Below are 19256 nucleotides of genomic sequence, written 5' to 3'. Positions count from 1 at the left end.
CTCCCGGCTCAGCCGTCGCCGGTGAGCTGGAACGTCCGCACCATCTCGTCGAAGATCGGCTTGCTCTCGCCGTACCGGGCGTCGCTGGAGGACAGGTAGAACGAGTAGGCCTTGCCGTCGTTGACCACCGCGTGCCACACCCCGTGGCGCATGTCGCCACCCTCGCCGCAGGTGTACTCGAACTCGACGCCGGGGCTGCCCGCCGACTCGCCCTCGTTGAGCGCGACCTGCGCGTACGGCTTCTTGCAGGACGTGCTCTTGGTGCGGAGGAAGTTCTGTGCGCTCTCCGCCCAGCGGGTCGGCGTACCGGTCCACTTCTCGGTGAGAATCCGGATCTTGCGACCCTCGTCCTCCGGGTCGACGTAGTCGGTGTAGCTGCCGCCGGTGGCCTTCTTCCAGCCCTTCGGGACCATCACCTGGACGCCCCGGCCGGAGTGCTCCTGCATCTCCACTGCTGGGCCAGCCGGGGCGGACGGGGAGGGCTGGGCCTGCGGGGTGCTCGGCGTGGAATCGTCGCCGCTGGTCAGCACCACCACGGCGAGCAGCAGCACCACGGCCAGCCCACCGGCCGCGGCGAGCTGCACCTTGCGGGGCCAGCCCTTGACCGTGCCGACCAGCTGGCCCCCGGTGGCGCGGACCTTGTCCAGGGCGCCGCCGCCGGATGCGGTGGCCGACGTGGCCCAGGGCTGGCCGGTGCCCGGCACCGACCACTGGTTGCCGCCGCCGTAGGTGCCGCCGATGCGTTGGGTGGCCTCCGGCGTGCCGCCGTAGCCGACCTGCTGGGTGGCGTCGGGCTGACTGCCGTAGGCGACCCGCTGGGTGGCGTCCGGGTGGCCACCGGCGTCCACCCGCTGGGTGGCGTCCGCGTTGCCGCCGTAGGTGCGCCCGGTGGTAGGTCGGCCGGGTGCCGGCATCGCGCCGGTGGGGGTGTGCAGCGGGCCGGCCAGCGCGTCGGCGCTGGTGTCGTCGAGCCCGGTCGCACCGACCTGCTGCGGGCGTTTGCCCCGGCGCAACGAGGCCAACCGGTCGGTCAACGACTCGCCGGGGGCCAGCATCGCCCGGCCGCCGATCTGGTTGTCCGACTTCGGGTCCGGCTGGGCCGGCGGCGGAACGGGCGCCGGGCGCTGCTGCACCGGCACCACGGCGTACGGGTCGGTGACCGAGTGCACGGCGGTGGCGGTGCTGCCCAGGGCGCCGGCGAGCAGCTCGCGCAGCATGGACCGGGAGGTGTGCACGTCCAGCCGGCGGGCGGGGTCCTTCTCCAACAGACCCATCAGCACCCGGGTCAGCGGCCCGCTGCGTTGCGGCGGAGCGGGCGGATCCTCGACCACGGCGTGCATGGTCTCGATCGGGTCGCCCTTGTCGAACGGGGGCCGCCCCTCGACGGCCGTGTAGAGCGTCACACCCAGCGAGAAGAGGTCGCTCGGCGGCCCGAACTCCTGGCCCATGGCGCGTTCGGGCGAGATGAAGTGCGGCGAGCCGAGCACCATGCCGGGGGTGGTGAGTTGGACGTCGGTGGGCATCCGGGCGACCCCGAAGTCGGTCAGCACGCAGCGCCCGTCGGTGCAGATCAGCACATTGGCCGGTTTGACGTCGCGGTGCAGCACGCCGATCGCGTGTGCGACCTCCAACGCGCCGAGCAGCGCGATGCCGATCTTGGCGACCGCGCGGGGAGCGACCGGCCCGTCCTCGATCACCATGTCGGCGAGGCTGCGGGCGTCCAGCAGCTCCATCACGATCCACGGCCGGCCGGCCTCGGTGACCACGTCGTACACCTGCACCACCGAAGGGTGCTGGATGGCGGCCGCCGCGCGGGCTTCGCGCAGGGTGCGTTCGTACATGGCGTCACGGTCGCTGGGGGCCAGCCCCGGGGGCAGGACGACCTCCTTCACCGCCACGTCTCGGCGCAGCAGGGTGTCGGTGGCGCGCCACACCGTACCCATGCCGCCGTTGCCCACCGAGGATCGCAGCGAGTACCGGCCACCGATGGTGGTGCCGGGCGCCGCTCGTCCGTTGGCGGGACTGACCGGTCCGCCGCTCCACGTCGGGATCTGAGTCACAGAAAAGCCACCGGGGGAAATCGAGGGGGGCTGGGACACAACCCCCCTATCTTGCTGGTTCCGACGCCCGATGCGAAAGCCGACGCGGCGGACGTTTACCTAAGTCGACAGAACGTGCCCGGTCGTTCACCTCCTGTCGACCCGTCGGGACGCGCTGTGCGGTATCCCTCACCCGACGGCACGCCCACGCGTCCTACCATCCGGGGATGAGTGAACGGCGGTCAAGCGAGTCCGGTTTTCCGATCAAGGGCGTCTACACGGCGGCCGACCTTCCGGAGGACCTGGACGCCCGCTCGGGCGCACCGGGCGAGTTCCCGTACACCAGGGGGGTCTATCCCACGATGTACACCTCGCGCCCGTGGACGATGCGCCAGTACGCCGGCTTCGGCACCGCCACCGAGTCCAACGCGCGGTACCACCAGCTGCTGCGCGCCGGCACGATGGGCCTCTCGGTCGCCTTCGACCTGCCGACCCAGATGGGCTACGACTCCGACGAGCCGATCGCGCACGGTGAGGTCGGCAAGGTGGGCGTCGCCATCGACTCCATCGAGGACATGCGGCTGCTCTTCGCCGACATCCCGCTGGACAAGGTCTCCACCTCGATGACGATCAACGCACCCGGATCGGTGCTGCTGCTGCTCTACCAACTCGTGGCCGAGGAGAACGGCGTCGCCGGCGCGGCCCTCAACGGCACCATCCAGAACGACATCCTCAAGGAGTACATCGCCCGGGGGACGTACATCTTCCCGCCGAAGCCGTCGTTGCGCCTGGTCGCCGACACATTCGCGTACTGCCGCACCGAGGTGCCGAAGTGGAACACCATCTCCATCTCCGGCTACCACATGGCGGAGGCCGGCGCGACGCCCGCGCAGGAGATCGCGTTCACCCTGGCCAACGGCGTGGAGTACGTCCGGGCGGCACTGGCGGCGGGTCTGGCCGTGGACGACTTCGCGCCCCGGCTGTCGTTCTTCTTCGTGGCCCGCACCACGCTGCTCGAGGAGGTGGCGAAGTTCCGCGCCGCCCGGCGAATCTGGGCCCGGCTGATGCGCGACGACTTCGGCGCCAAGGATCCCAAGTCGACGATGCTGCGGTTCCACACCCAGACCGCCGGCGTGCAGCTCACCGCCCAGCAGCCGGAGGTGAACCTGGTCCGGGTCGCGGTGCAGGGGCTGGGCGCGGTGCTCGGCGGCACCCAGTCGCTGCACACCAACAGCTTCGACGAGGCGATCGCGCTGCCGACCGAGAAGGCCGCGCGGCTCGCGTTGCGTACCCAGCAGGTGCTGGCGTACGAGACGGATCTGACCGCCACCGTCGACCCGTTCGCCGGCTCGTACGTGGTCGAGGCGATGACCGCCGAGATCGAGGCCGCCGCCGTCGAGCTGATGGAGCGGGTGGCCGACCACGGTTCGGCGGTCGACGCCATCGAGGCCGGGTTCCAGAAGCGGGAGATCGAGCAGTCCGCGTACCGGATCGCCCAGGAGATCGACTCGGGTGAGCGGGTCGTGGTGGGGCTCAACCGGTTCACGGTGGACGAGGAGGAGCCGTACGAGCCGCTACGGGTCGATCCGACGATCGAGGCGACCCAGGCCGAGCGGCTGGTCCGGCTGCGCGCCGAGCGGGACGCCGAGGCCGTGGCGGGTGCCCTCGCCCGGTTGCGGGCCGCCGCCGACGGGACGGAGAACGTGCTGTACCCGATGAAGGAGGCCCTGCGCGCCCGGGCCACCATCGGTGAGGTCTGCGGAACGCTGCGCGAGGCGTGGGGGCTCTACCGGCCCACCGATCGGTTCTGATCGCCCGTCCGGACGTTCTCGCAGGTCAGCACCGGTTTGGTTGCCCATTGCGGCGCTACAGTCGAAAGCGGACCCGGTTTGGGGGTTACCCGCTCGGGTGAACGGGGACGCACACCGTGTGCGGTCATGGCCGACAAGCGCGTGTGAGCGTCCTTATCCGGTCGCTGCGGAGCGTGGTCGGCTAATTGTCGGAGTGTCAGTTCATCACCCCGACTAATGCGACAATTCGCAATGTGGGCCCGTGCGAGGCGCCGAGGATTCCTGGCCGCCGCGATCGGTTACGCGTTGTAGGAGGTGAGGGGCAGATGACGGCGTTCGACCGCGATCTACCTGCTGTCCCGCAGATCTCCGAGCGCTCCCAGCAGGGCATACGTGACGCTGCGCGGTCCGATCATTACCGGAACGAGGTTGCGCAGCGTCACCGCCGGAGGTCTAGGCTGTCTGCTGTCCCCGATGATCCATCCATCTCCAGTAATCGAGAATTCGACGTGACGAGTGCGTTGACGCTGCCCACGGGTAGTCAGCTGGCGTCGTCCTGGCCGGAGACACCGCCAGGGTCCCAGCCCCTGCCCCGCGATCTGGACCACCTCCTCGCGCTCCGGGTACCGGGGCTGATCGCCACGCGCCGTCACCTCCACTCGCACCCTGAGCTCTCGGGCACCGAGTTCGAGACGGCCGCCCTCATCGCCCGGGAGCTCTCGCTGGCCGGGCTGCACCCACGGCTGCTGCCCAAGGGCAACGGCGTGATCTGCGACGTCGACGGCCGCGCGGACGGCCCGGTCATCGCGCTGCGCGCCGACATCGACGCCCTACCGCTGCACGACCCGAAGGACGTGCCCTACCGGTCCACCGTGGAGGGCGTCTGCCACGCCTGCGGCCACGACGTGCACACGACGATCCTGCTCGGCGTCGGCATGCTGCTGGCTCAGCTCGCCGACCTCGGCGAGCTGGACGGCCGGGTCCGGCTCATCTTCCAGCCGGCCGAGGAGATCCTGCCCTGCGGCTCGCTCGAGGTCATCGAGGCCGGGGGGCTGGACGACGTGGTGCAGATCTTCGCGCTGCACTGCGACCCGAACCTGCCGGTCGGCCAGGTCGGCCTGCGGGTCGGCCCGATCACCGCGGCCGCCGACAACGTCACCGTGCGGCTGTCCGGCCCGGGCGGGCACACCGCCCGCCCGCACCTGACCGTCGACCTGGTGGACGCGCTCGGCCGGCTGATCACCGAGGTGCCCGCCCTGGTCAGCCGTCGGGTGCCGGCCAACAGCGGGCTGCTGCTGGTCTTCGGCCACGCCGCGGCCGGCACCCGTTACAACGTCATCCCCTCCGAGGCGTGCGCCTCCGGCACCCTGCGGGTGATGGACCGCGACACCTGGGAGCAGGCTCCCAAGATCGTGGCCCAGGTGGTCCGCGACGTCATCGCCCCCACCGGCGCCACGGTCGACCTGGAATACCTGCGTGGCCGGCCGCCGGTCAGCAACGATTCCCGTGCCATCCAGGTGCTGACCGCGGCCACCGCCGCCGCGCTCGGCCCGGAAGGGATCGCCGAGACGCCGCAGAGCATGGGCGGCGAGGACTTCTCCTGGTACCTGGAGTACGTCCCCGGCGCCCTCGCCCGCCTCGGCGTGGGCCGCGCCGGCCCCAACGTCGACCTGCACCGCGCGTCCTTCGACGTGGACGAACGGGCCATTCAGGTCGGCGTACGCGTCATGGTGCAGACCGCGCTGCGGGCACTGGCAGCGGTGCGCTGACCGGTGCGACCTGGGCGGGAGCCTTCCGCCGTCGGCGCAGCAGCAGTAGCAGTACCGCAAGCGGGACGCCGAGCGTCACCAGCCAGGGCAGCAGCGCACCCAGCACGGTGAGCAGGATGGTCAGCGAGGCGACGAACGCCCTCCAGCCGCCCTTCAGCCCGACCAGGAAGCCGGTCTCGGCCTTCTCTTCGGCGGTCTTCGCCGCCGGGCCGGCCAGCGACACGGTGATCGTGGACAGGGCGGTCAGGTCGGCCAGGCGCCGTTTCTTCGCCTCCAGCGAGGCCAAGTCGGCCTCCCGGCGACCCAGCTCGTTCTCCAGCGAGACCAGGTCGGTGATCGAGGAGGCGCGGGCGAGCAGGCGGCGGGCGCTGTCCACCCGGGCGCGCTGACTGATGATCCGCGCGTCCAGGTCGACGGTCTCCTCGGTGACGTCCTGGGTGCTGATCTCCCGGCTCTGCGGCTCGCCGAGCTTCGCGATCTCCTCCACCACCCCGGCGAACTTCGCGGCCGGCACCCGCAGCTGCAACTCCGCCACCGCGTCGGCGTTGGCACTGCGCCGCTGGTCGCCACCGATGAAGCCACCGGCCCGGGTGACGACGGCGGCGACGTCGCGGGCAGCGGCGTCCACGTCGTCGACCTGGACCCGCATGGTTCCGGTGTAGATGATCGCCCGTTGGTCGATGCGGAGGTCCGGTGCGCCGGCCCCGGCCGCCTCCGGCGCGCCCGCGGCGCTGTCCTTGTCCGCAACGCCGCCGTTCGCGGGCGGCGCCTCGGCCGCCGATCCCGCCGCGTCCCGCGCCCCACTGTCACCGGAACCGCACCCCGCCAGGGCCAGCGCCGCCACCAGTATCGTTGCCGCCACCAGTACCCCGTGGCGTCGTCCCGCTCGTCCGTCCATCCCCGCTCCCATCGTCATCAGCCGGTGTGGCGATACCTCGGACGCGACGCGCCCGCCGGCTGGTTCCGGCAGACTGCGCTGAGGACGTCACGATTCGATAATCGAGGAGTCACGATGCGGCTCACCAAGTACGCCCACTCCTGCCTCCGGGTGGAACACGACGGGGGCGTGCTCGTCGTCGACCCCGGAGTGTTCAGCGACCCTGCGGCGCTGGAGGGTGCGGACGCGGTGCTGGTCACCCACGAACATGCCGACCACCTCGACGTGGCGGCGGTGTGCCACCAGCTCGACCGGGGGCCGCTCCCGATCCACGGGCCCGCGTCGCTTGCCGGCATCCTCGGCGACGCGGCCGAGGCGTTGCACCCGGTCGTGGCCGGTCAGTCGTTCACCGCGGCGGGGATCGCCGTGCGCGCGTACGGCGGGCGGCACGCGGTGATCCACCCGGACATCCCGGTGGTGGACAACCTCGGCTTCCTGATCAACGACGTGGTCTACCACCCGGGCGACGCCCTGGTGGTGCCGGACGAGACGCCGGTCGACACGCTGTTCGCGCCGATCCACGCCCCCTGGTCGAAGTTCTCCGAGGTGGTCGACTTCATCCGGGCGGTCGCTCCACGGCGTGCGTACGCGCTGCACGACGCGCTGCTCAACGCCAACGGGCTGGGCGTGCTCAACCGGCAGTACGCCGCGCTGTCCGGCACCGAGTACCAGCGGCTGGAGCCCGGCAGCCGGGTGGACGTCTGAGGCGATGCCCGGCCCCTCACCTGAGCTGGTCGAGCAGCTCTACCGCATTCCACCGGAGCGGTTCGTGGCCGCCCGGGACGCCGCCGTGTCCGAGGCTCGCCGGGCGGGGGACCCGACCACCGCCCGCCAGTTGGCCCGGCTACGCCGACCCACGGTGGCCGCCTGGCTGGTCAACCTGCTCGCCATCCACCGCCCCGAACTGGTCGCCGACCTGGTCCAGCTCGCCGACGCGCTGCGCGCCGCCCAACGGGAGCTGCGCGGGCCCCGGCTGCGGGAGCTGTCCGCGCAGCGCCGGGCGGTGGTGGCAGCCCTGGTCGCCGAGGTCCGCAAGCTCGCCGCGGCGGAGCCAGACGCCCCGCCGGCCGGGAAGCTGCCGCTGGCCGAGGTGGAGGCGACCCTCAACGCGGCGCTCTCCGACACCGGGGTCGCCGAACAGGTCCGGGCCGGCCGCCTGCTCCGGGCCACCAGCTACGCCGGCTTCGGCGAGGTGCCCCGGCCGCAGCTGCGGCTGGTCACCGCCGACGACGAGGAGCCGGCCGACGACGAGGAGCCGGCCGCTGAAGCACCGGCCCGCCGCCCCGGCGCCCAACGGGCCCGCCCCGAGGCGGCCCCCCGCACCGACCGGGCCGCCGAGCGCGCCGAGCGGGCGGCGCAGCGGGCAGCCCGCGCCGAGCAGGACCGGCAGCGCCGGGCACTGGACCGGGAGCTGGCCCGAGCCCGCGCCGACCAGGAGCGGGCGGAAGCCGAGTTGACCGACGCGACCGGGCAGGAGCGCGACGATGCTGCCGTCCTCGATCGGATCGAGACCGAGTTGGCCGACCTGGAACGGCGGCGGGCCGTCGCGGAGCAGGATCTGAGCCGAGCCAAGCTGGCCCGCCGCGCGGCCGAACGGGCGGTCACCGTGGCCCGGCGGCGCGCGGGCGAGGTCGAGGCGGCGGTCGAGGCACTGGCGGCCGAAGAGGGGGCTGCGGACTCCAGGGGTCGCCCGGCAGACTGACCATCGATGGACGACGACGAGCGGGCGGGCCGTCCCGAGCTGGCGGCCCCGGAGCGGAAGGCCGGCCAGAGCGGTGGGCCGGTGCGTCCGAGGGCGGCGCTCGGATGACACCGGAGCAGGTCGCCGCCGCGAGCAAGCCGGTCGTGCTCGACCTGGGTGACGCGTTCAGCCGGTGCCCGACCACGCTGCGCCGGGCACGACTGCTCGGCATCTCCGGCTGGGCCTTCTACATCAGCGGCAGGGCTGGTGCGCTCGGCGACGTACGGGCCGAGACGGCCGCCGCCGCTCTCGGCTTCCTCGCCCCGGACGCGGTCGCCGACGGCTGGGACGCTGCCGCCCGAGCCCTCCGGCCGGCCGAGGTGGCCGCCGCGAGTCTCGCGGAGTGCTGCCGATGGGGGGTGCAGCGGCTGGGCGCCCTGCCCGGCACCGAACGCCTGGCCGGGCTGGTCGAGCGGGCGGTGACGGCGGCGGACGCCAGCGGGATGCCGCTCTTCGCCGCCTGGCGGGCCATGCCGCTGCCGGAACTCTCCGCCGGTGCCCGCAGCGCCGCGGGGCTGCGGATGCTCCGTGAACACTTCACCGGCGCCTATCTGCTGGCGGTACGCGCCGCCGGGATGACCCCGTTGGAGGCGGTGCTGGCCGGCCCCGAGGGGGAGGCCGGCGCGGTGGCCTGTGGTTGGCCGCCGCCGTACCCGCCGGTCGGGCCGCTGGTGCGTCGGCGGCTCTGGGCGGAGGCGGTGACCGACCGTCTCGCCTCGCCGGCGTTCGCGGCGCTCGGCCCCGCCGACGGCGCCGAGCTGGTGGAGCTGCTGCACCAGACCCGGGCCGACCTCGCGCCCGCACAGCCCTCCGGCTGGTGACGGCCGCCGCAACAACCGGCCGCCGGTGTGTGATTGACGACCCCGAGCGGGGCCGACGGGCGTTCCGGCCGCCGACGGTTGCAGACTGGTGAACGTGCGATACGCGCTACGCCGACGCGGTGCCGGTGGGGCGGGTCCGCAGCTCGGTGACGTAGTCGTCCGGCGCGCCCGCCTTCTCGGCGGCGTTCGCGATCTCCGAGAGATACCACGACGTCGGCAGGCCGCCCTCGTACCCGTCGAAGACGTAGATCCACGCGGTCACGTCGCCGTCGAGGGCGGAGACGCGGACGGTCAGCCTGCGGTACGTCCCGGCGGCCACCCCCTCGAGCTCGTCGAGTTGGGCCGCGTCGTACGGGTGGATGTCGTAGATCGCCACGAAGACGCGGTCACCGGGGGACTCGACCAGGGTGCTCACCGCGCCCTCCCAGCCGATCTGGTCCGCACCGGCGAAGGTCAGCCGCCACCCCTCCAGCCAGCCGGTGCCCACCATGGGCGAATGCGGGCAGTAGGCGCGCATCCGGGCGGGGTCCAGGTTTGAGCCGTAGGCGGCGTGATGACGCACGGCGATGACGATAGCCCGACGGACGGGTGGGGGAGAATACGACTGTGCGTGTCGGGTGCGTTCGGGAAAACAAAGTCACTGTGAGCATCAACGAAGGGCGAACGCTGTGAGCCGGATCGTGATCATCGGCGGAGGGCCGGCCGGGTACGAAGCGGCCCTGGTCGCCGCCCAGCTCGACGCCGATGTCACCGTGGTGGAGGCCGACGGCGCGGGCGGGGCCTGCGTGCTGTCCGACTGCGTACCGTCGAAGACCTTCATCGCCAGCTCAGGGGTCGTCACCGGTTACCGGGACACCGAGGAGTTCGGGGTGCACTCGGACGGCCTGGAGGCGGTCACCGTCGACGCCCGGGCGGTGCACGAGCGGGTCAAACGGTTGGCGTTGGCGCAGTCCGCCGACATCCACACCAAGCTGCTCAAGGCGGGGGTCACCTTCGTGGCCGGCACCGCCCGGTTGGGCGAGGACGCCCTCGGCCACACCCACCGGGTCGTCGTCACCCCGGCCGACGGCGGCGAGGAGTACTCCATCGCCGCGTCCACCGTGCTGGTGGCCACCGGCTCGACGCCCCGCCAGCTCCCCACCGCCGTACCGGACGGCGAGCGGATCCTGACCTGGCGCCAGGTGTACGACCTGCCCGAGCTGCCCGAGCACCTGATCGTGGTCGGCTCCGGCGTGACCGGCGCGGAGTTCGCCAGCGCCTACCTGGCCATGGGGGTCGAGGTCACCCTGGTCTCCAGCCGGGACCGGGTGATGCCGCACGAGGACGCCGATGCGGCATCAGCCATCGAACGGGTGTTCCGCAACCGGGGCATGAGCATCCTCAACAACTCCCGGGCCGACGCGGTCCGGCGTACCGCCGACGGTGTCGAGGTGACGCTCTCCGACGGCCGCAGGGTCGCCGGCTCGCACGCGCTGATCGCGGTCGGTTCGATCCCGAACACCCTGGACCTGGGCCTGGCCGAGTACGGCGTGGAGCTGGGCCGGGGCGGTTACGTCACGGTCGACCGGGTCTCCCGGACCAACGTGCCCGGCATCTACGCCGCCGGTGACTGCACCGGGGTCCTGCTGCTGGCCAGCGTCGCCGCCATGCAGGGTCGGATCGCGATGTGGCACGCCCTCGGCGAGGCGGTCCGCCCGCTGCGGCTGCGGACGGTCGCGGCGAACGTCTTCACCGACCCGGAGCTGGCCACCGTGGGTGTCTCCCAGGACGAGGTGGACGCCGGCAAGGTGCCCGCCCGGCAGGTGATGCTGCCGCTGTCCGGCAACGCCCGGGCCAAGATGGACGGCCTGTCCGACGGCTTCGTGAAGCTGTTCTGCCGTCCGGCCAGTGGCCAGGTCGTCGGCGGTGTGGTGGTCGCCCCGAAGGCCAGCGAGTTGATCCTGCCGATCACGATGGCGGTGGAGAACAACCTGACGGTCAACGAGCTGGCCCAGACCATCACGATCTACCCGAGCCTGTCCGGCTCGATCACCGAAGGCGCCCGGCAGCTCATGCTCCACGAGTTGGAGTGACGGCGGCGGGCGTTCAGCCCCAGAAGCACTTCCTAGAGGGCGATGGTTCGGGTCGATGATCCGGAGCGGGCGAGGACGAGTGCCACTGCGGTGAGCACACCGACCTCGGTGAGAATGAGCAGACGCTCGGCCAGTCCGATCAACACGCGCTCCCCCGGATAGGCCGACCACACCATGGCCGCGGCCAGGACGAGACTGGCCACCGCCAACCCGCGCAGCCATCGGGCGGCCGGTGTCAGCTGGTCCCGGCGGGCGAGCAGCCAGCCGCCCACCGGCAACGCCAGGAAGGCGACCACTGACGCGTACCGGTGCAGGTAGGCGGCGGTGGTCATGGCGGTGCCCGGCTCGTTGGTCGGCACGACGGCGGCCAGCAGCAGCCCACCCACCCATGCGCCGAGCAGCAGCTCGACCGCTCGACCGGAGCGCGGTCGTGGTGGGCCGGCGCGGCGCAGCCCGTACAGCAGCGCCACCGTGGCGAGCGCGAGTGTCACCATGGCGGCGTCGATGACCCCGCCCCGGTCGGAGACCGCGAAGTCGCTGACGGTCAGCGCCCACGGGTCGAGGTCGTCGTTCGCGTCGAGGTGGCCGATCACGGTGAGCACCGTCGCCAGGGCGATCCCACCGAGGGCCAGTAGACCGGTGTTCCGGGTTCCAGGCATGCCTCAGCCTGTCGCCGGATGCACCCGAGCCGGATCCGGGACAGCCACCGAAATCCGACCCCGGAACCACCCCTACAGACCCCGCTAGCCAGGGGCGCGGCAATCTTGGACAGTTTCCGTCATGTCCTGACGGTAACTGTCCAAGATCTCCAGGTCGCGGCCGGTGAGGGCCTTCCCCGCCGGGTTGCGGGCTGCGAGGTCACTTCACCGGCAGGTCTGCGGCGGCGCGGGCGTGCCGGGCGCTGACCAGGGTCATCGCCCATCCGGCCGCGGCGAAGCCGGCCGCCGCGGCGGTGGCGATGACGGCCAGTCGCCACGCCGACTCGGTCAGCGCGGTGCCGCCCAGATGCCCGACCAGCGCGCCGTAGGTGGCCCAGCCCAGCGCGGCGACCGTCTCGTAGAGCACGAACAGCCGGTACGGATAGCGGCTGCGGCCGGCCGAGAAGCAGGCCGCCATCCGTCCGCCGGGCACGAATCGGCACAGCAGGATGACCAGCGGCCCCGGTTGTCGTAGCCCCTGGGTGACCCGACTGGCGACCCGCCGGGCCCGGCTCGGCTCGGCGTGCCGGGGCGCCCGACGGTCCGGCGCACCACGTCCGAGCAGGTAGCAGGCCAGGTCCCCGGCGAACACCCCGAGCGCGCCGACGGCGATGGTGATCGGCAGGCTGAGCTCGCCGTAGACGGTGAGCGCACCGCTGGTGATCATGATGATCTGGGTGGGAATCACCGGAACGAAGGCGTCCGCGATCAGCAGACCGAGCAGAGCGACATACGCCCACGTCGGCGATGCGACGTCAGTCAGAAGTTCGGGCACGCCTGCCACCTCGCCGGATGCGGCCGATTGGGTGTCTCGAGCCTGACGGCGTGTCCGGCGTCACCGTGGACAGGCCCGCCCGGTCGTGACTGTCGACACGACCGGCCACCCAGCTACAACGAGGCGAACCGTCCTCGGGTGACGGCTCAACGGCCGTCCCACCGGGCCGCCGCAGGGTCGCCGGATCGGCGTTCGTCGGCGTACCGTTGTTGGCGCGGCCCCGCCCGTCGGGTCCCCCGTTCCTGACGATTCGGGCCGCCCAGGGCCGCCGGCGGGTCCCGCGCCGGCGGCCCGCCCCCCTTCCCACCGGAACAAATCCGGGTGCGTCCGTGGCCGCCCGGCGAGTAGCGTCGCGGCATGCGCAGCGCGGCAGTAGTGACCACGACGCCGGGTGTCCCCGGCGCGCCGCTCTGACGTAACCACCGTCGACCAGGCCCCGGGGCGATCCGCCCCCGAGGGCCGCGCGGCGTTCGGAGTCCAGGTCGCTCCCGGGGTCGTACCCACCCAGGAGCGCGACATGATCGACCACCGCAGGCTCGGCCGGGAGCTGGACCTGTTCGTCTCCGATCCGCTGGCCGGCGCCGGCCTGCCGATCTGGCTGCCGGCGGGCGCCGCCGCCCGGCACGCCGTCGAGGAGTACGTCCGGGAGTTGGAGCGCCGCTCCGGCCACCAGCACGTCTACTCGCCGCCGCTGGGAAAGCGCCAACTCTTCGAGCTTTCCGGGCACCTCGACTACTTCGCCGACGACATGTTCCCGTCGATGCGCCTGAGCGCCGACGACGAGTTCGTGCTCCGGCCGGCGCTCTGCCCGCACCACGCGCTGGTGTTCCGGGCGCGGGGCCGCTCCTACCGGGAGCTGCCACTGCGGATCGCGGAGCTGGGCGGAATGTACCGCTCGGAGCGCTCGGGGGTGCTCGGCGGGCTGTCCCGGGTACGCGCCATCTCGCTCAACGACGCCCACACCTTCTGTGCCCCCGACCAGGTGGGCGAGGAGGTCGCGGAGATCCTCGGGTTGATCCGCGCGGCGCACACCGCGCTCGGCGTCCGCCCGGCGGGCTTCCGGCTGTCGCTGCGTGGGCCGGAAGGAAAGTACGTCGGGAACGACGCGCAGTGGGCTCGCGCCGAGGAACTGCTCCGGGGTGCGTTGGCCGGGGTGGAGTACGTCGAGGCGCCGGGGGAGGCCGCGTTCTACGGCCCGAAGATCGACATCCAGATCGTCGACGCGGCCGGTCGGGAGTCGACCATCTCCACCATCCAGCTGGACTTCGACAAACCGGAACGGTTCGACCTGTCGTACACCGACTCTGACGGCAGCCGACGGCGGCCGGTGATGGTGCACCGAAGCCTGGTCGGCAGCATGGAGCGGTTGTTCGCGTACCTCATCGAGGTGCACGAGGGGGCCTTCCCGGCCTGGTACGCGCCGGTCCAACTGGTGCTGCTGCCGGTCGCCGACGGCCAGGTCGACGCGGCGGCCGGGCTGGCCCGGCGGGCTCTCGACGCCGGCCTGCGGGTCGAGGTCGACGCCGCCGGTTCGCTGGGCGCCCGGATCCGGGACGCGGCCCGCCGCCGCGTGCCGTACCTCGGGGTGCTGGGTGCCCGGGAGGTGGCCGACGGCCACCTCGCGCTGCGCCTGCGCGACGGCCGCACCCTGCCTCCGATGCCCGCCGCCACCGCGCTCGCCTCGATCACCCACCAGGTCGCCACCCACGCGCCCGACCTGTTCCCACCCCACTAACCCACCCCCCACCCCCACCCCCGCCGTCGACCCACCCGCCGATCTAGGGCGGATCGCTGTCAGTTGATCTCCGATCACGGCGATCTGCCCTAGATCGACGCGGGCTGGGGGGTGAGGGAGGGTTGCTCACTGACGAGGGACGCGCCGGTGAACTGGGAGCGGTAGAGGCGGTGGTACGCGCCGTGGGCGGCGAGCAGCTGCTCGTGGGTGCCCTGCTCGACGATCTGGCCGTTCTCCATCATGAGGATCAGGTCGGCGTCGCGGATGGTGGAGAGCCGGTGCGCGATGACGAAGCTGGTCCGGTCCGAGCGCAGCGCCGCCATGGCCCGCTGCAGCAGCACCTCGGTGCGGGTGTCCACCGAACTGGTCGCCTCGTCCAGGATCAGCAGCGACGGCTCGGCGAGGAACGCCCGGGCGATGGTGATGAGCTGCTTCTCGCCGGCGCTGACATTGCTGCCCTCCTCGTCGACGACCGTGTCGTAGCCGTCCGGCAGGCTGCGCACGAATCGGTCCACGAAGGTGGCCCGGGCCGCGGCGAGGATCTCCTCCTCGGTCGCGTCCGGCCGGCCGTAGGCGATGTTGTCCCGGATCGTGCCACCGAAGAGCCAGGTGTCCTGGAGCACCATGCCGATCCGGCCACGCAGGTCGTCGCGGCGCATGGTCGTGATGTCCACCCCGTCGAGCGTGATCCGCCCGGCATCCAGCTCGTAGAAGCGCATCACCAGGTTGACCAGTGTGGTCTTGCCGGCGCCGGTCGGGCCGACGATGGCCACCGTGTGCCCCGGCTCGGCGACCAGCGACAGGTCGTCGATCAGCGGCTTGTCCGGCTGGTAGGAGAACGAGACGTGCTCGAACTCGACCCGGCCGTGCGGGTCGGTGACCCGGGCCGGCCTCACCGGCCCGCGGCTCTGTTCGTCGGCGTCGAGCACCGCGAAGACCCGCTCGGCCGAGGCCACCCCGGACTGCAGCAGATTGGCCATCGAGGCGAGCTGGGTCAGCGGTTGGGTGAACTGGCGCGAGTACTGGATGAACGCCTGCACGTCGCCGAGGCTCATCGTCCCGGAGGCCACCCGCAGCCCGCCGACCACGGCGATGCCCACGTAGCTGAGGTTCCCGATGAACATCATCGACGGCATGATGATCCCGGAGACGAACTGGGCGCCGAAGCTGGCCCGGAACAGCTCGTCGTTCTTCGCGGTGAAAGCGGCCTGCACCTCACGCTGCCGGCCGAAGACCTTCACCAGCTCGTGACCGGTGTACGCCTCCTCGACCTGCCCGTTCAGCTCGCCGGTGTGCTTCCACTGGGCGATGAACTGCTTCTGCGAGCGCTTGGCGATGCGCTGGGTGACCAGCACCGACAGCGGCACCGCGACCAGGGCCACCAGGGCCAGCAGCGGCGAGATCCAGAACATCACGGCCAGCACGCCGACCACGGTCAGCAGCGAGGTGAGCAGTTGACTCAGGGTCTGCTGGAGGCTGGTCGAGATGTTGTCGATGTCGTTGGTGACGCGGCTGAGAAGCTCGCCGCGGGGCTGCCGGTCGAAGTAGGGCAGCGGCAGGCGGTTGAGTTTCTCCTCGACCTCGGCGCGCAGCCGCAGCACGGTGCGCTGGACCACACCGTTGAGCAGCCAACCCTGCCACCACGACAGCAGGCTCGCCGCCAGGTAGAGCCCGAGCGCCAGCAGCAGCACCCTCTTCAGGGCGCTGAAGTCGATGCCCACGCCGGGCACCACGTCCATCCGGCCCAGCAGGGCGGCGAAGCTGTCGTTGCCGCTGGCCCTGGCCGCCGCGACGGCCTGCTCGGTGGTGGTGCCCGCCGGAAGTCGCCGGCCGATCACCCCGCTGAAGATCAGGTCGGTGGCGTGGCCGAGGATCTTCGGCCCGGCCACGCTGAACCCGACGCTCACCACGGCCAGCGTGATGACCGCGGCCAGGTGCAGCCGGTGGGGGCGCAGCCGGCCGAGCAGCCGCCGAGCGGACGGCCCGAAGGTCATCGACCGTTCGGCGGGTATCCCGGCGCTCATCCACGGCGGACCGCCGCCCGGGCGACCGGGAGGAAGCCGCTTCGGCGTCGGCCCGTCCGTGGGCGTCTTCTGTTCGGGTACGGCCGCGGTCCGCGGCGCGTCGCGCTCGCTCATGCCGGCACCTCCGCCGTCTGCTGCGAGGCCACGATCTCGGCGTACGTCGGGCAGTTGTCCAGCAGGTCCTCGTGTCGTCCCACTCCGACGACACCCCCGTCCTCGAGCACGATGATCTGGTCGGCGTCGGCGATCGTGGAGACCCGCTGTGCCACGATCACCACCGCGGCGTCGGCGGTGACCGGCCGCAGCGCAGCCCGCAGCCGCGCGTCGGTGCCGAGGTCGAGCGCGGAGAACGAGTCGTCGAAAAGATAGATCTCCGGCCGCCGGACCAGGGCGCGGGCGATGGCCAACCGCTGGCGCTGCCCACCGGACACGGTGGCGCCGCCCTGGGCGATCGGCGCGTCCAGCCCGCCGGGCATCTGGGTCACGAAGTCCCGGGCCTGCGCGATCTCCAACGCGGCCCACAACTCGTCGTCGGTGGCGTCCGGGTTGCCGTACCGCAGGTTGCTGGCGACCGTGCCGGTGAACAGGTACGGCCGCTGCGGCACCAGCCCGATCCGGCGCCACAGCTCGTCGGGCGCCAGGTCCCGTACGTCCACCCCGTCGACCAGCACCGCGCCGCCGGTGACGTCGACCAGGCGGGGGATCAGCGACAGCAGGGTGGTCTTGCCGGCCCCGGTGCTCCCGATGATCGCCGTCGTGGTGCCGGGGGTGGCCCGGAACGAGATGTCGCGCAGCACCGGCTCGACCGCGCCCGGATACTGGAAACGCACCCCGCGCAGCTCCAGCTCGGCCCGGGTGGCCAGCTCGGTGACGGGGGCGGCGGCGGGGACCACGGACGAGTCGGTGTCCAGCACCTCCTCGATCCGTTCGGCGCAGACCGCGGCCCGGGGCACCATCATCAGCATGAAGGTGGCCATCATGACGGCCATCAGGATCTGCATCAGGTACTGCAGGAAGGCGGTCAGCGCGCCGACCTGGATCGCACCGGAGTCCACCCGCTGGGCGCCGAACCAGAGCACCGCGACGCTGGACACGTTCAGCACCAGCATGACGACCGGGAAGATCATGGCCATCAGCCGGCCGGTCCGCAGCGCGGTCGCGGTCAGGTCGGCGTTGGCGACCGCGAAGCGGTCGGTCTCGTAGGGCTCGCGGACGAACGCCCGGACCACCCGGATGCCGGTGATCTGCTCGCGCAGCACGCGGTTGACCGTGTCGATGCGGGTCTGCATGAGCCGGAAGCCCGGCACCATCCGCCGGATGATCATGCTGAGCGTCACCGCCAACACCGGCACGCTGACCAGCAGCAACCAGGAGAGCCCCAGGTCCTCCCGGAGTGCCATCACCACACCGCCGACGCTCATGATGGGCGCGGCGACCAGCATCGTGCAGCTCATCAGCACGAGCATCTGGACCTGCTGCACGTCGTTGGTGTTGCGGGTGATCAGCGAGGGCGCACCGAACCGGGCCACCTCACGGGCCGAGAAGCGATTGACGTGCCCGAACAGATTCGCGCGGACATCCCGCCCGAAGCCCATGGCGATCCGTGCGCCGAAGTAGACCGCGGTGATCGAGCAGATGATCTGGATCAGGCTGACCAGCAGCATCCAGCCGCCGGTGCGCACGATGTAGTCGGTGTCGCCCCGGGCCACGCCCTGGTCGATGATGTCCGCGTTGAGGCTCGGCAGGTAGAGCGAGGCCATGGTGCCCACGAACTGGAGCAACACCACGGCCGTCAACGGTCGGTGGTAGGGGCGCAGATGCCCGCGCAGCAGTCGGATCAGCACGCCGGATCCTTCGGGTCGATGGTGTCGCGTCCGGTCATCCGCGGGTCGTCCCCGCTGCCGACGACTTCGAGCAGGAACTCCCGGATCACCTGAGCCTTCGCCGGGTCGGCGTCGACCGAGGTGATCGGGCGTCCGGAGTGGATGACGGCGGTGAGCGCCGCAACCCGCTCCCGCCCGGCGGGGGTGATGGCGAGTCGGACGCTGCGCCGGTCGCTGTCGTCGCGCTGCCGCTCGACCAGCCCGTCCCGGGCCAATGTGTCCACGATGCCGGTCAGGGTCGCGGGACGGACGAAGCCACGCGCGGCCACCTGCCGGTGGGGCAGCTCGCCGTGCCGGGCGAGCGTCAGGAGCGTCACCATGCCGGCGTGGGTGAGACCGTGCTCCTCGGCGAGATAGCGGTTCCACCGCTGTTCGACGAGGTGCGCGGCCACCACCAGCAGCCGGCCGAGCGGCACGTCCTTGAGGGTGACGAGGTCCACGACCGCAGATTAGCTCCCTGATGGTCAGGGGCCAAACGATATAGCGCCCGCAGTGGCCACGAACACGATCTGCAGGGCGGTGCGCTGCCCGAGCGGTGACACGGGGCGGCCGGCGAGGGTCAGCCCTCGTCGAGCGGCCGAGACGTTGGCCGGGAACATCGCGAGCATGAGCAGGCCGAGCCCGGCTGCGGCCAGGCGGGCGGTCGCCGGCACGAGCAGGCCGATCGCGCCGACCAGCTCGAGCACGCCGGTCAGGGTGACCAGCAGGTCCGGTCGGCGCAGGCCCGGCGGGACCATCGCGATCAGGTCGGGGCGCCGTCGGTCGGCAAAGTGCGCGATCCCGGTCAACACGAACATCAGGGCCAGCCCGACCCGCAGTGCGGGGTGCCAGCCGTCCAGGGCGCCGATTCCGGCCAGGCCGCCCAGCCGGGCCAGTGCGGTGCCCAACACCAGGGCGATCAGGGGTGCCATCGCGATCTTCCTCCTGAGAACTTGTCAATGACAAGATTGCCGCTCAAGGGCCAATCTTGTC

Annotated in this window: 16 protein-coding genes; 7 read left to right on the top strand and 9 right to left on the bottom strand. The window is 72.0% G+C overall.

What is annotated here, in order from left to right:
• Positions 1–8: 8 nt before the first annotated feature.
• Complete coding sequence (locus ACLJN9_RS05170; RefSeq protein ID WP_410809884.1) at positions 9–2060, bottom strand: serine/threonine-protein kinase; 2052 nt, start codon at positions 2058–2060, stop codon at positions 9–11.
• Positions 2061–2266: 206 nt separating this feature from the next.
• Between ACLJN9_RS05170 and ACLJN9_RS05165 the strand changes: the two genes are divergently transcribed.
• Both ACLJN9_RS05165 and ACLJN9_RS05160 read left to right on the top strand, forming a co-directional pair.
• On the top strand, positions 2267–3850 hold the full coding sequence (locus ACLJN9_RS05165; protein WP_410809882.1) for a methylmalonyl-CoA mutase: 1584 nt from the start codon (positions 2267–2269) through the stop codon (positions 3848–3850).
• A gap of 488 nt (positions 3851–4338) precedes the next feature.
• Positions 4339–5598, top strand: coding sequence for an amidohydrolase (locus tag ACLJN9_RS05160; protein ID WP_410809881.1), 1260 nt, complete (start codon positions 4339–4341; stop codon positions 5596–5598).
• On the opposite strand, the gene ACLJN9_RS05155 is transcribed toward ACLJN9_RS05160, so the two are convergent.
• On the bottom strand, positions 5555–6496 hold the full coding sequence (locus ACLJN9_RS05155) for a DUF4349 domain-containing protein (RefSeq protein ID WP_410809879.1): 942 nt from the start codon (positions 6494–6496) through the stop codon (positions 5555–5557). The genes ACLJN9_RS05160 and ACLJN9_RS05155 overlap by 44 nt on opposite strands.
• 114 nt (positions 6497–6610) lie before the next feature.
• Between ACLJN9_RS05155 and ACLJN9_RS05150 the strand changes: the two genes are divergently transcribed.
• The 3 genes from ACLJN9_RS05150 to ACLJN9_RS05140 all read left to right on the top strand — a co-directional run bounded on the left by ACLJN9_RS05150 (position 6611) and on the right by ACLJN9_RS05140 (position 9097).
• Entirely contained in the window at positions 6611–7240 is a 630-nt protein-coding gene (locus ACLJN9_RS05150; RefSeq protein WP_410809877.1) for an MBL fold metallo-hydrolase, read from the top strand.
• 4 nt (positions 7241–7244) lie between these two features.
• Positions 7245–8237, top strand: a complete 993-nt coding sequence (locus ACLJN9_RS05145; RefSeq protein WP_410809876.1) for a hypothetical protein — start codon at positions 7245–7247, stop codon at positions 8235–8237.
• Between the two features lie 104 nt (positions 8238–8341).
• Complete coding sequence (locus ACLJN9_RS05140) at positions 8342–9097, top strand: SCO6745 family protein (protein ID WP_410809875.1); 756 nt, start codon at positions 8342–8344, stop codon at positions 9095–9097.
• Between the two features lie 106 nt (positions 9098–9203).
• Here the strand turns inward: ACLJN9_RS05140 and ACLJN9_RS05135 are convergent, their stop codons facing one another.
• The gene (locus ACLJN9_RS05135; protein WP_410809874.1) at positions 9204–9659 is read right to left on the bottom strand and encodes a gamma-glutamylcyclotransferase; all 456 of its coding nucleotides are present in this window, start codon (positions 9657–9659) and stop codon (positions 9204–9206) included.
• 106 nt (positions 9660–9765) lie between these two features.
• Here ACLJN9_RS05135 and ACLJN9_RS05130 point away from each other — a divergent pair, with 106 nt between their 5' ends.
• On the top strand, positions 9766–11169 hold the full coding sequence (locus ACLJN9_RS05130; RefSeq protein WP_410809873.1) for an NAD(P)H-quinone dehydrogenase: 1404 nt from the start codon (positions 9766–9768) through the stop codon (positions 11167–11169).
• Positions 11170–11201: 32 nt separating this feature from the next.
• Here ACLJN9_RS05130 and ACLJN9_RS05125 read toward each other — a convergent pair whose 3' ends face one another.
• Positions 11202–11828, bottom strand: coding sequence for a DUF998 domain-containing protein (locus ACLJN9_RS05125; RefSeq protein ID WP_410809871.1), 627 nt, complete (start codon positions 11826–11828; stop codon positions 11202–11204).
• Positions 11829–12027: 199 nt separating this feature from the next.
• Positions 12028–12642, bottom strand: a complete 615-nt coding sequence (locus ACLJN9_RS05120; protein ID WP_410809870.1) for a DedA family protein — start codon at positions 12640–12642, stop codon at positions 12028–12030.
• 517 nt (positions 12643–13159) lie between these two features.
• On the opposite strand from ACLJN9_RS05120, the gene thrS reads away from it, so the two are divergent.
• Positions 13160–14377: a threonine--tRNA ligase gene (gene thrS, locus ACLJN9_RS05115; protein ID WP_410809869.1), complete on the top strand. Its 1218-nt coding sequence runs from the start codon at positions 13160–13162 to the stop codon at positions 14375–14377.
• Between the two features lie 89 nt (positions 14378–14466).
• On the opposite strand, the gene ACLJN9_RS05110 is transcribed toward thrS, so the two are convergent.
• From ACLJN9_RS05110 to ACLJN9_RS05095, 4 genes are read right to left on the bottom strand one after another with little or no spacing between them, the layout of a single operon-like run.
• Positions 14467–16515 (bottom strand): ABC transporter ATP-binding protein, encoded by a 2049-nt coding sequence (locus ACLJN9_RS05110; RefSeq protein WP_410809867.1) that lies wholly within the window; start codon positions 16513–16515, stop codon positions 14467–14469.
• On the bottom strand, positions 16512–18245 hold the full coding sequence (locus ACLJN9_RS05105) for an ABC transporter ATP-binding protein (protein WP_410809865.1): 1734 nt from the start codon (positions 18243–18245) through the stop codon (positions 16512–16514). Before ACLJN9_RS05105 ends, ACLJN9_RS05110 begins: the two co-directional genes overlap by 4 nt.
• Positions 18239–18724, bottom strand: a complete 486-nt coding sequence (locus ACLJN9_RS05100) for a MarR family winged helix-turn-helix transcriptional regulator (RefSeq protein WP_410809863.1) — start codon at positions 18722–18724, stop codon at positions 18239–18241. Before ACLJN9_RS05100 ends, ACLJN9_RS05105 begins: the two co-directional genes overlap by 7 nt.
• Positions 18725–18748: 24 nt before the next feature.
• On the bottom strand, positions 18749–19195 hold the full coding sequence (locus tag ACLJN9_RS05095; RefSeq protein WP_410809862.1) for a DoxX family protein: 447 nt from the start codon (positions 19193–19195) through the stop codon (positions 18749–18751).
• Positions 19196–19256: the final 61 nt, after the last annotated feature.

The organism is Micromonospora sp. 067-2 (assembly GCF_046549295.1).
In the GTDB taxonomy this organism is placed as follows: Bacteria; Actinomycetota; Actinomycetes; order Mycobacteriales; family Micromonosporaceae; genus Micromonospora.
Note: the sequence above shows the minus strand (reverse complement) of the source record. Positions and strands in the feature narration are given on the sequence as shown.

What these genes read in the sequence shown, in the direction of transcription:
- ACLJN9_RS05165 (WP_410809882.1), top strand. Translation starts at nt 2,267, where the DNA reads ATGAGTGAACGGCGGTCAAGCGAGTCCGGTTTTCCGATCAAGGGCGTC.
- ACLJN9_RS05155 (WP_410809879.1), bottom strand. Translation starts at nt 6,496, where the DNA reads ATGGACGGACGAGCGGGACGACGCCACGGGGTACTGGTGGCGGCAACG.
- ACLJN9_RS05150 (WP_410809877.1), top strand. Translation starts at nt 6,611, where the DNA reads ATGCGGCTCACCAAGTACGCCCACTCCTGCCTCCGGGTGGAACACGAC.
- ACLJN9_RS05145 (WP_410809876.1), top strand. Translation starts at nt 7,245, where the DNA reads ATGCCCGGCCCCTCACCTGAGCTGGTCGAGCAGCTCTACCGCATTCCA.
- ACLJN9_RS05140 (WP_410809875.1), top strand. Translation starts at nt 8,342, where the DNA reads ATGACACCGGAGCAGGTCGCCGCCGCGAGCAAGCCGGTCGTGCTCGAC.
- ACLJN9_RS05125 (WP_410809871.1), bottom strand. Translation starts at nt 11,828, where the DNA reads ATGCCTGGAACCCGGAACACCGGTCTACTGGCCCTCGGTGGGATCGCC.
- thrS (WP_410809869.1), top strand. Translation starts at nt 13,160, where the DNA reads ATGATCGACCACCGCAGGCTCGGCCGGGAGCTGGACCTGTTCGTCTCC.
- ACLJN9_RS05110 (WP_410809867.1), bottom strand. Translation starts at nt 16,515, where the DNA reads ATGAGCGAGCGCGACGCGCCGCGGACCGCGGCCGTACCCGAACAGAAG.
- ACLJN9_RS05095 (WP_410809862.1), bottom strand. Translation starts at nt 19,195, where the DNA reads ATGGCACCCCTGATCGCCCTGGTGTTGGGCACCGCACTGGCCCGGCTG.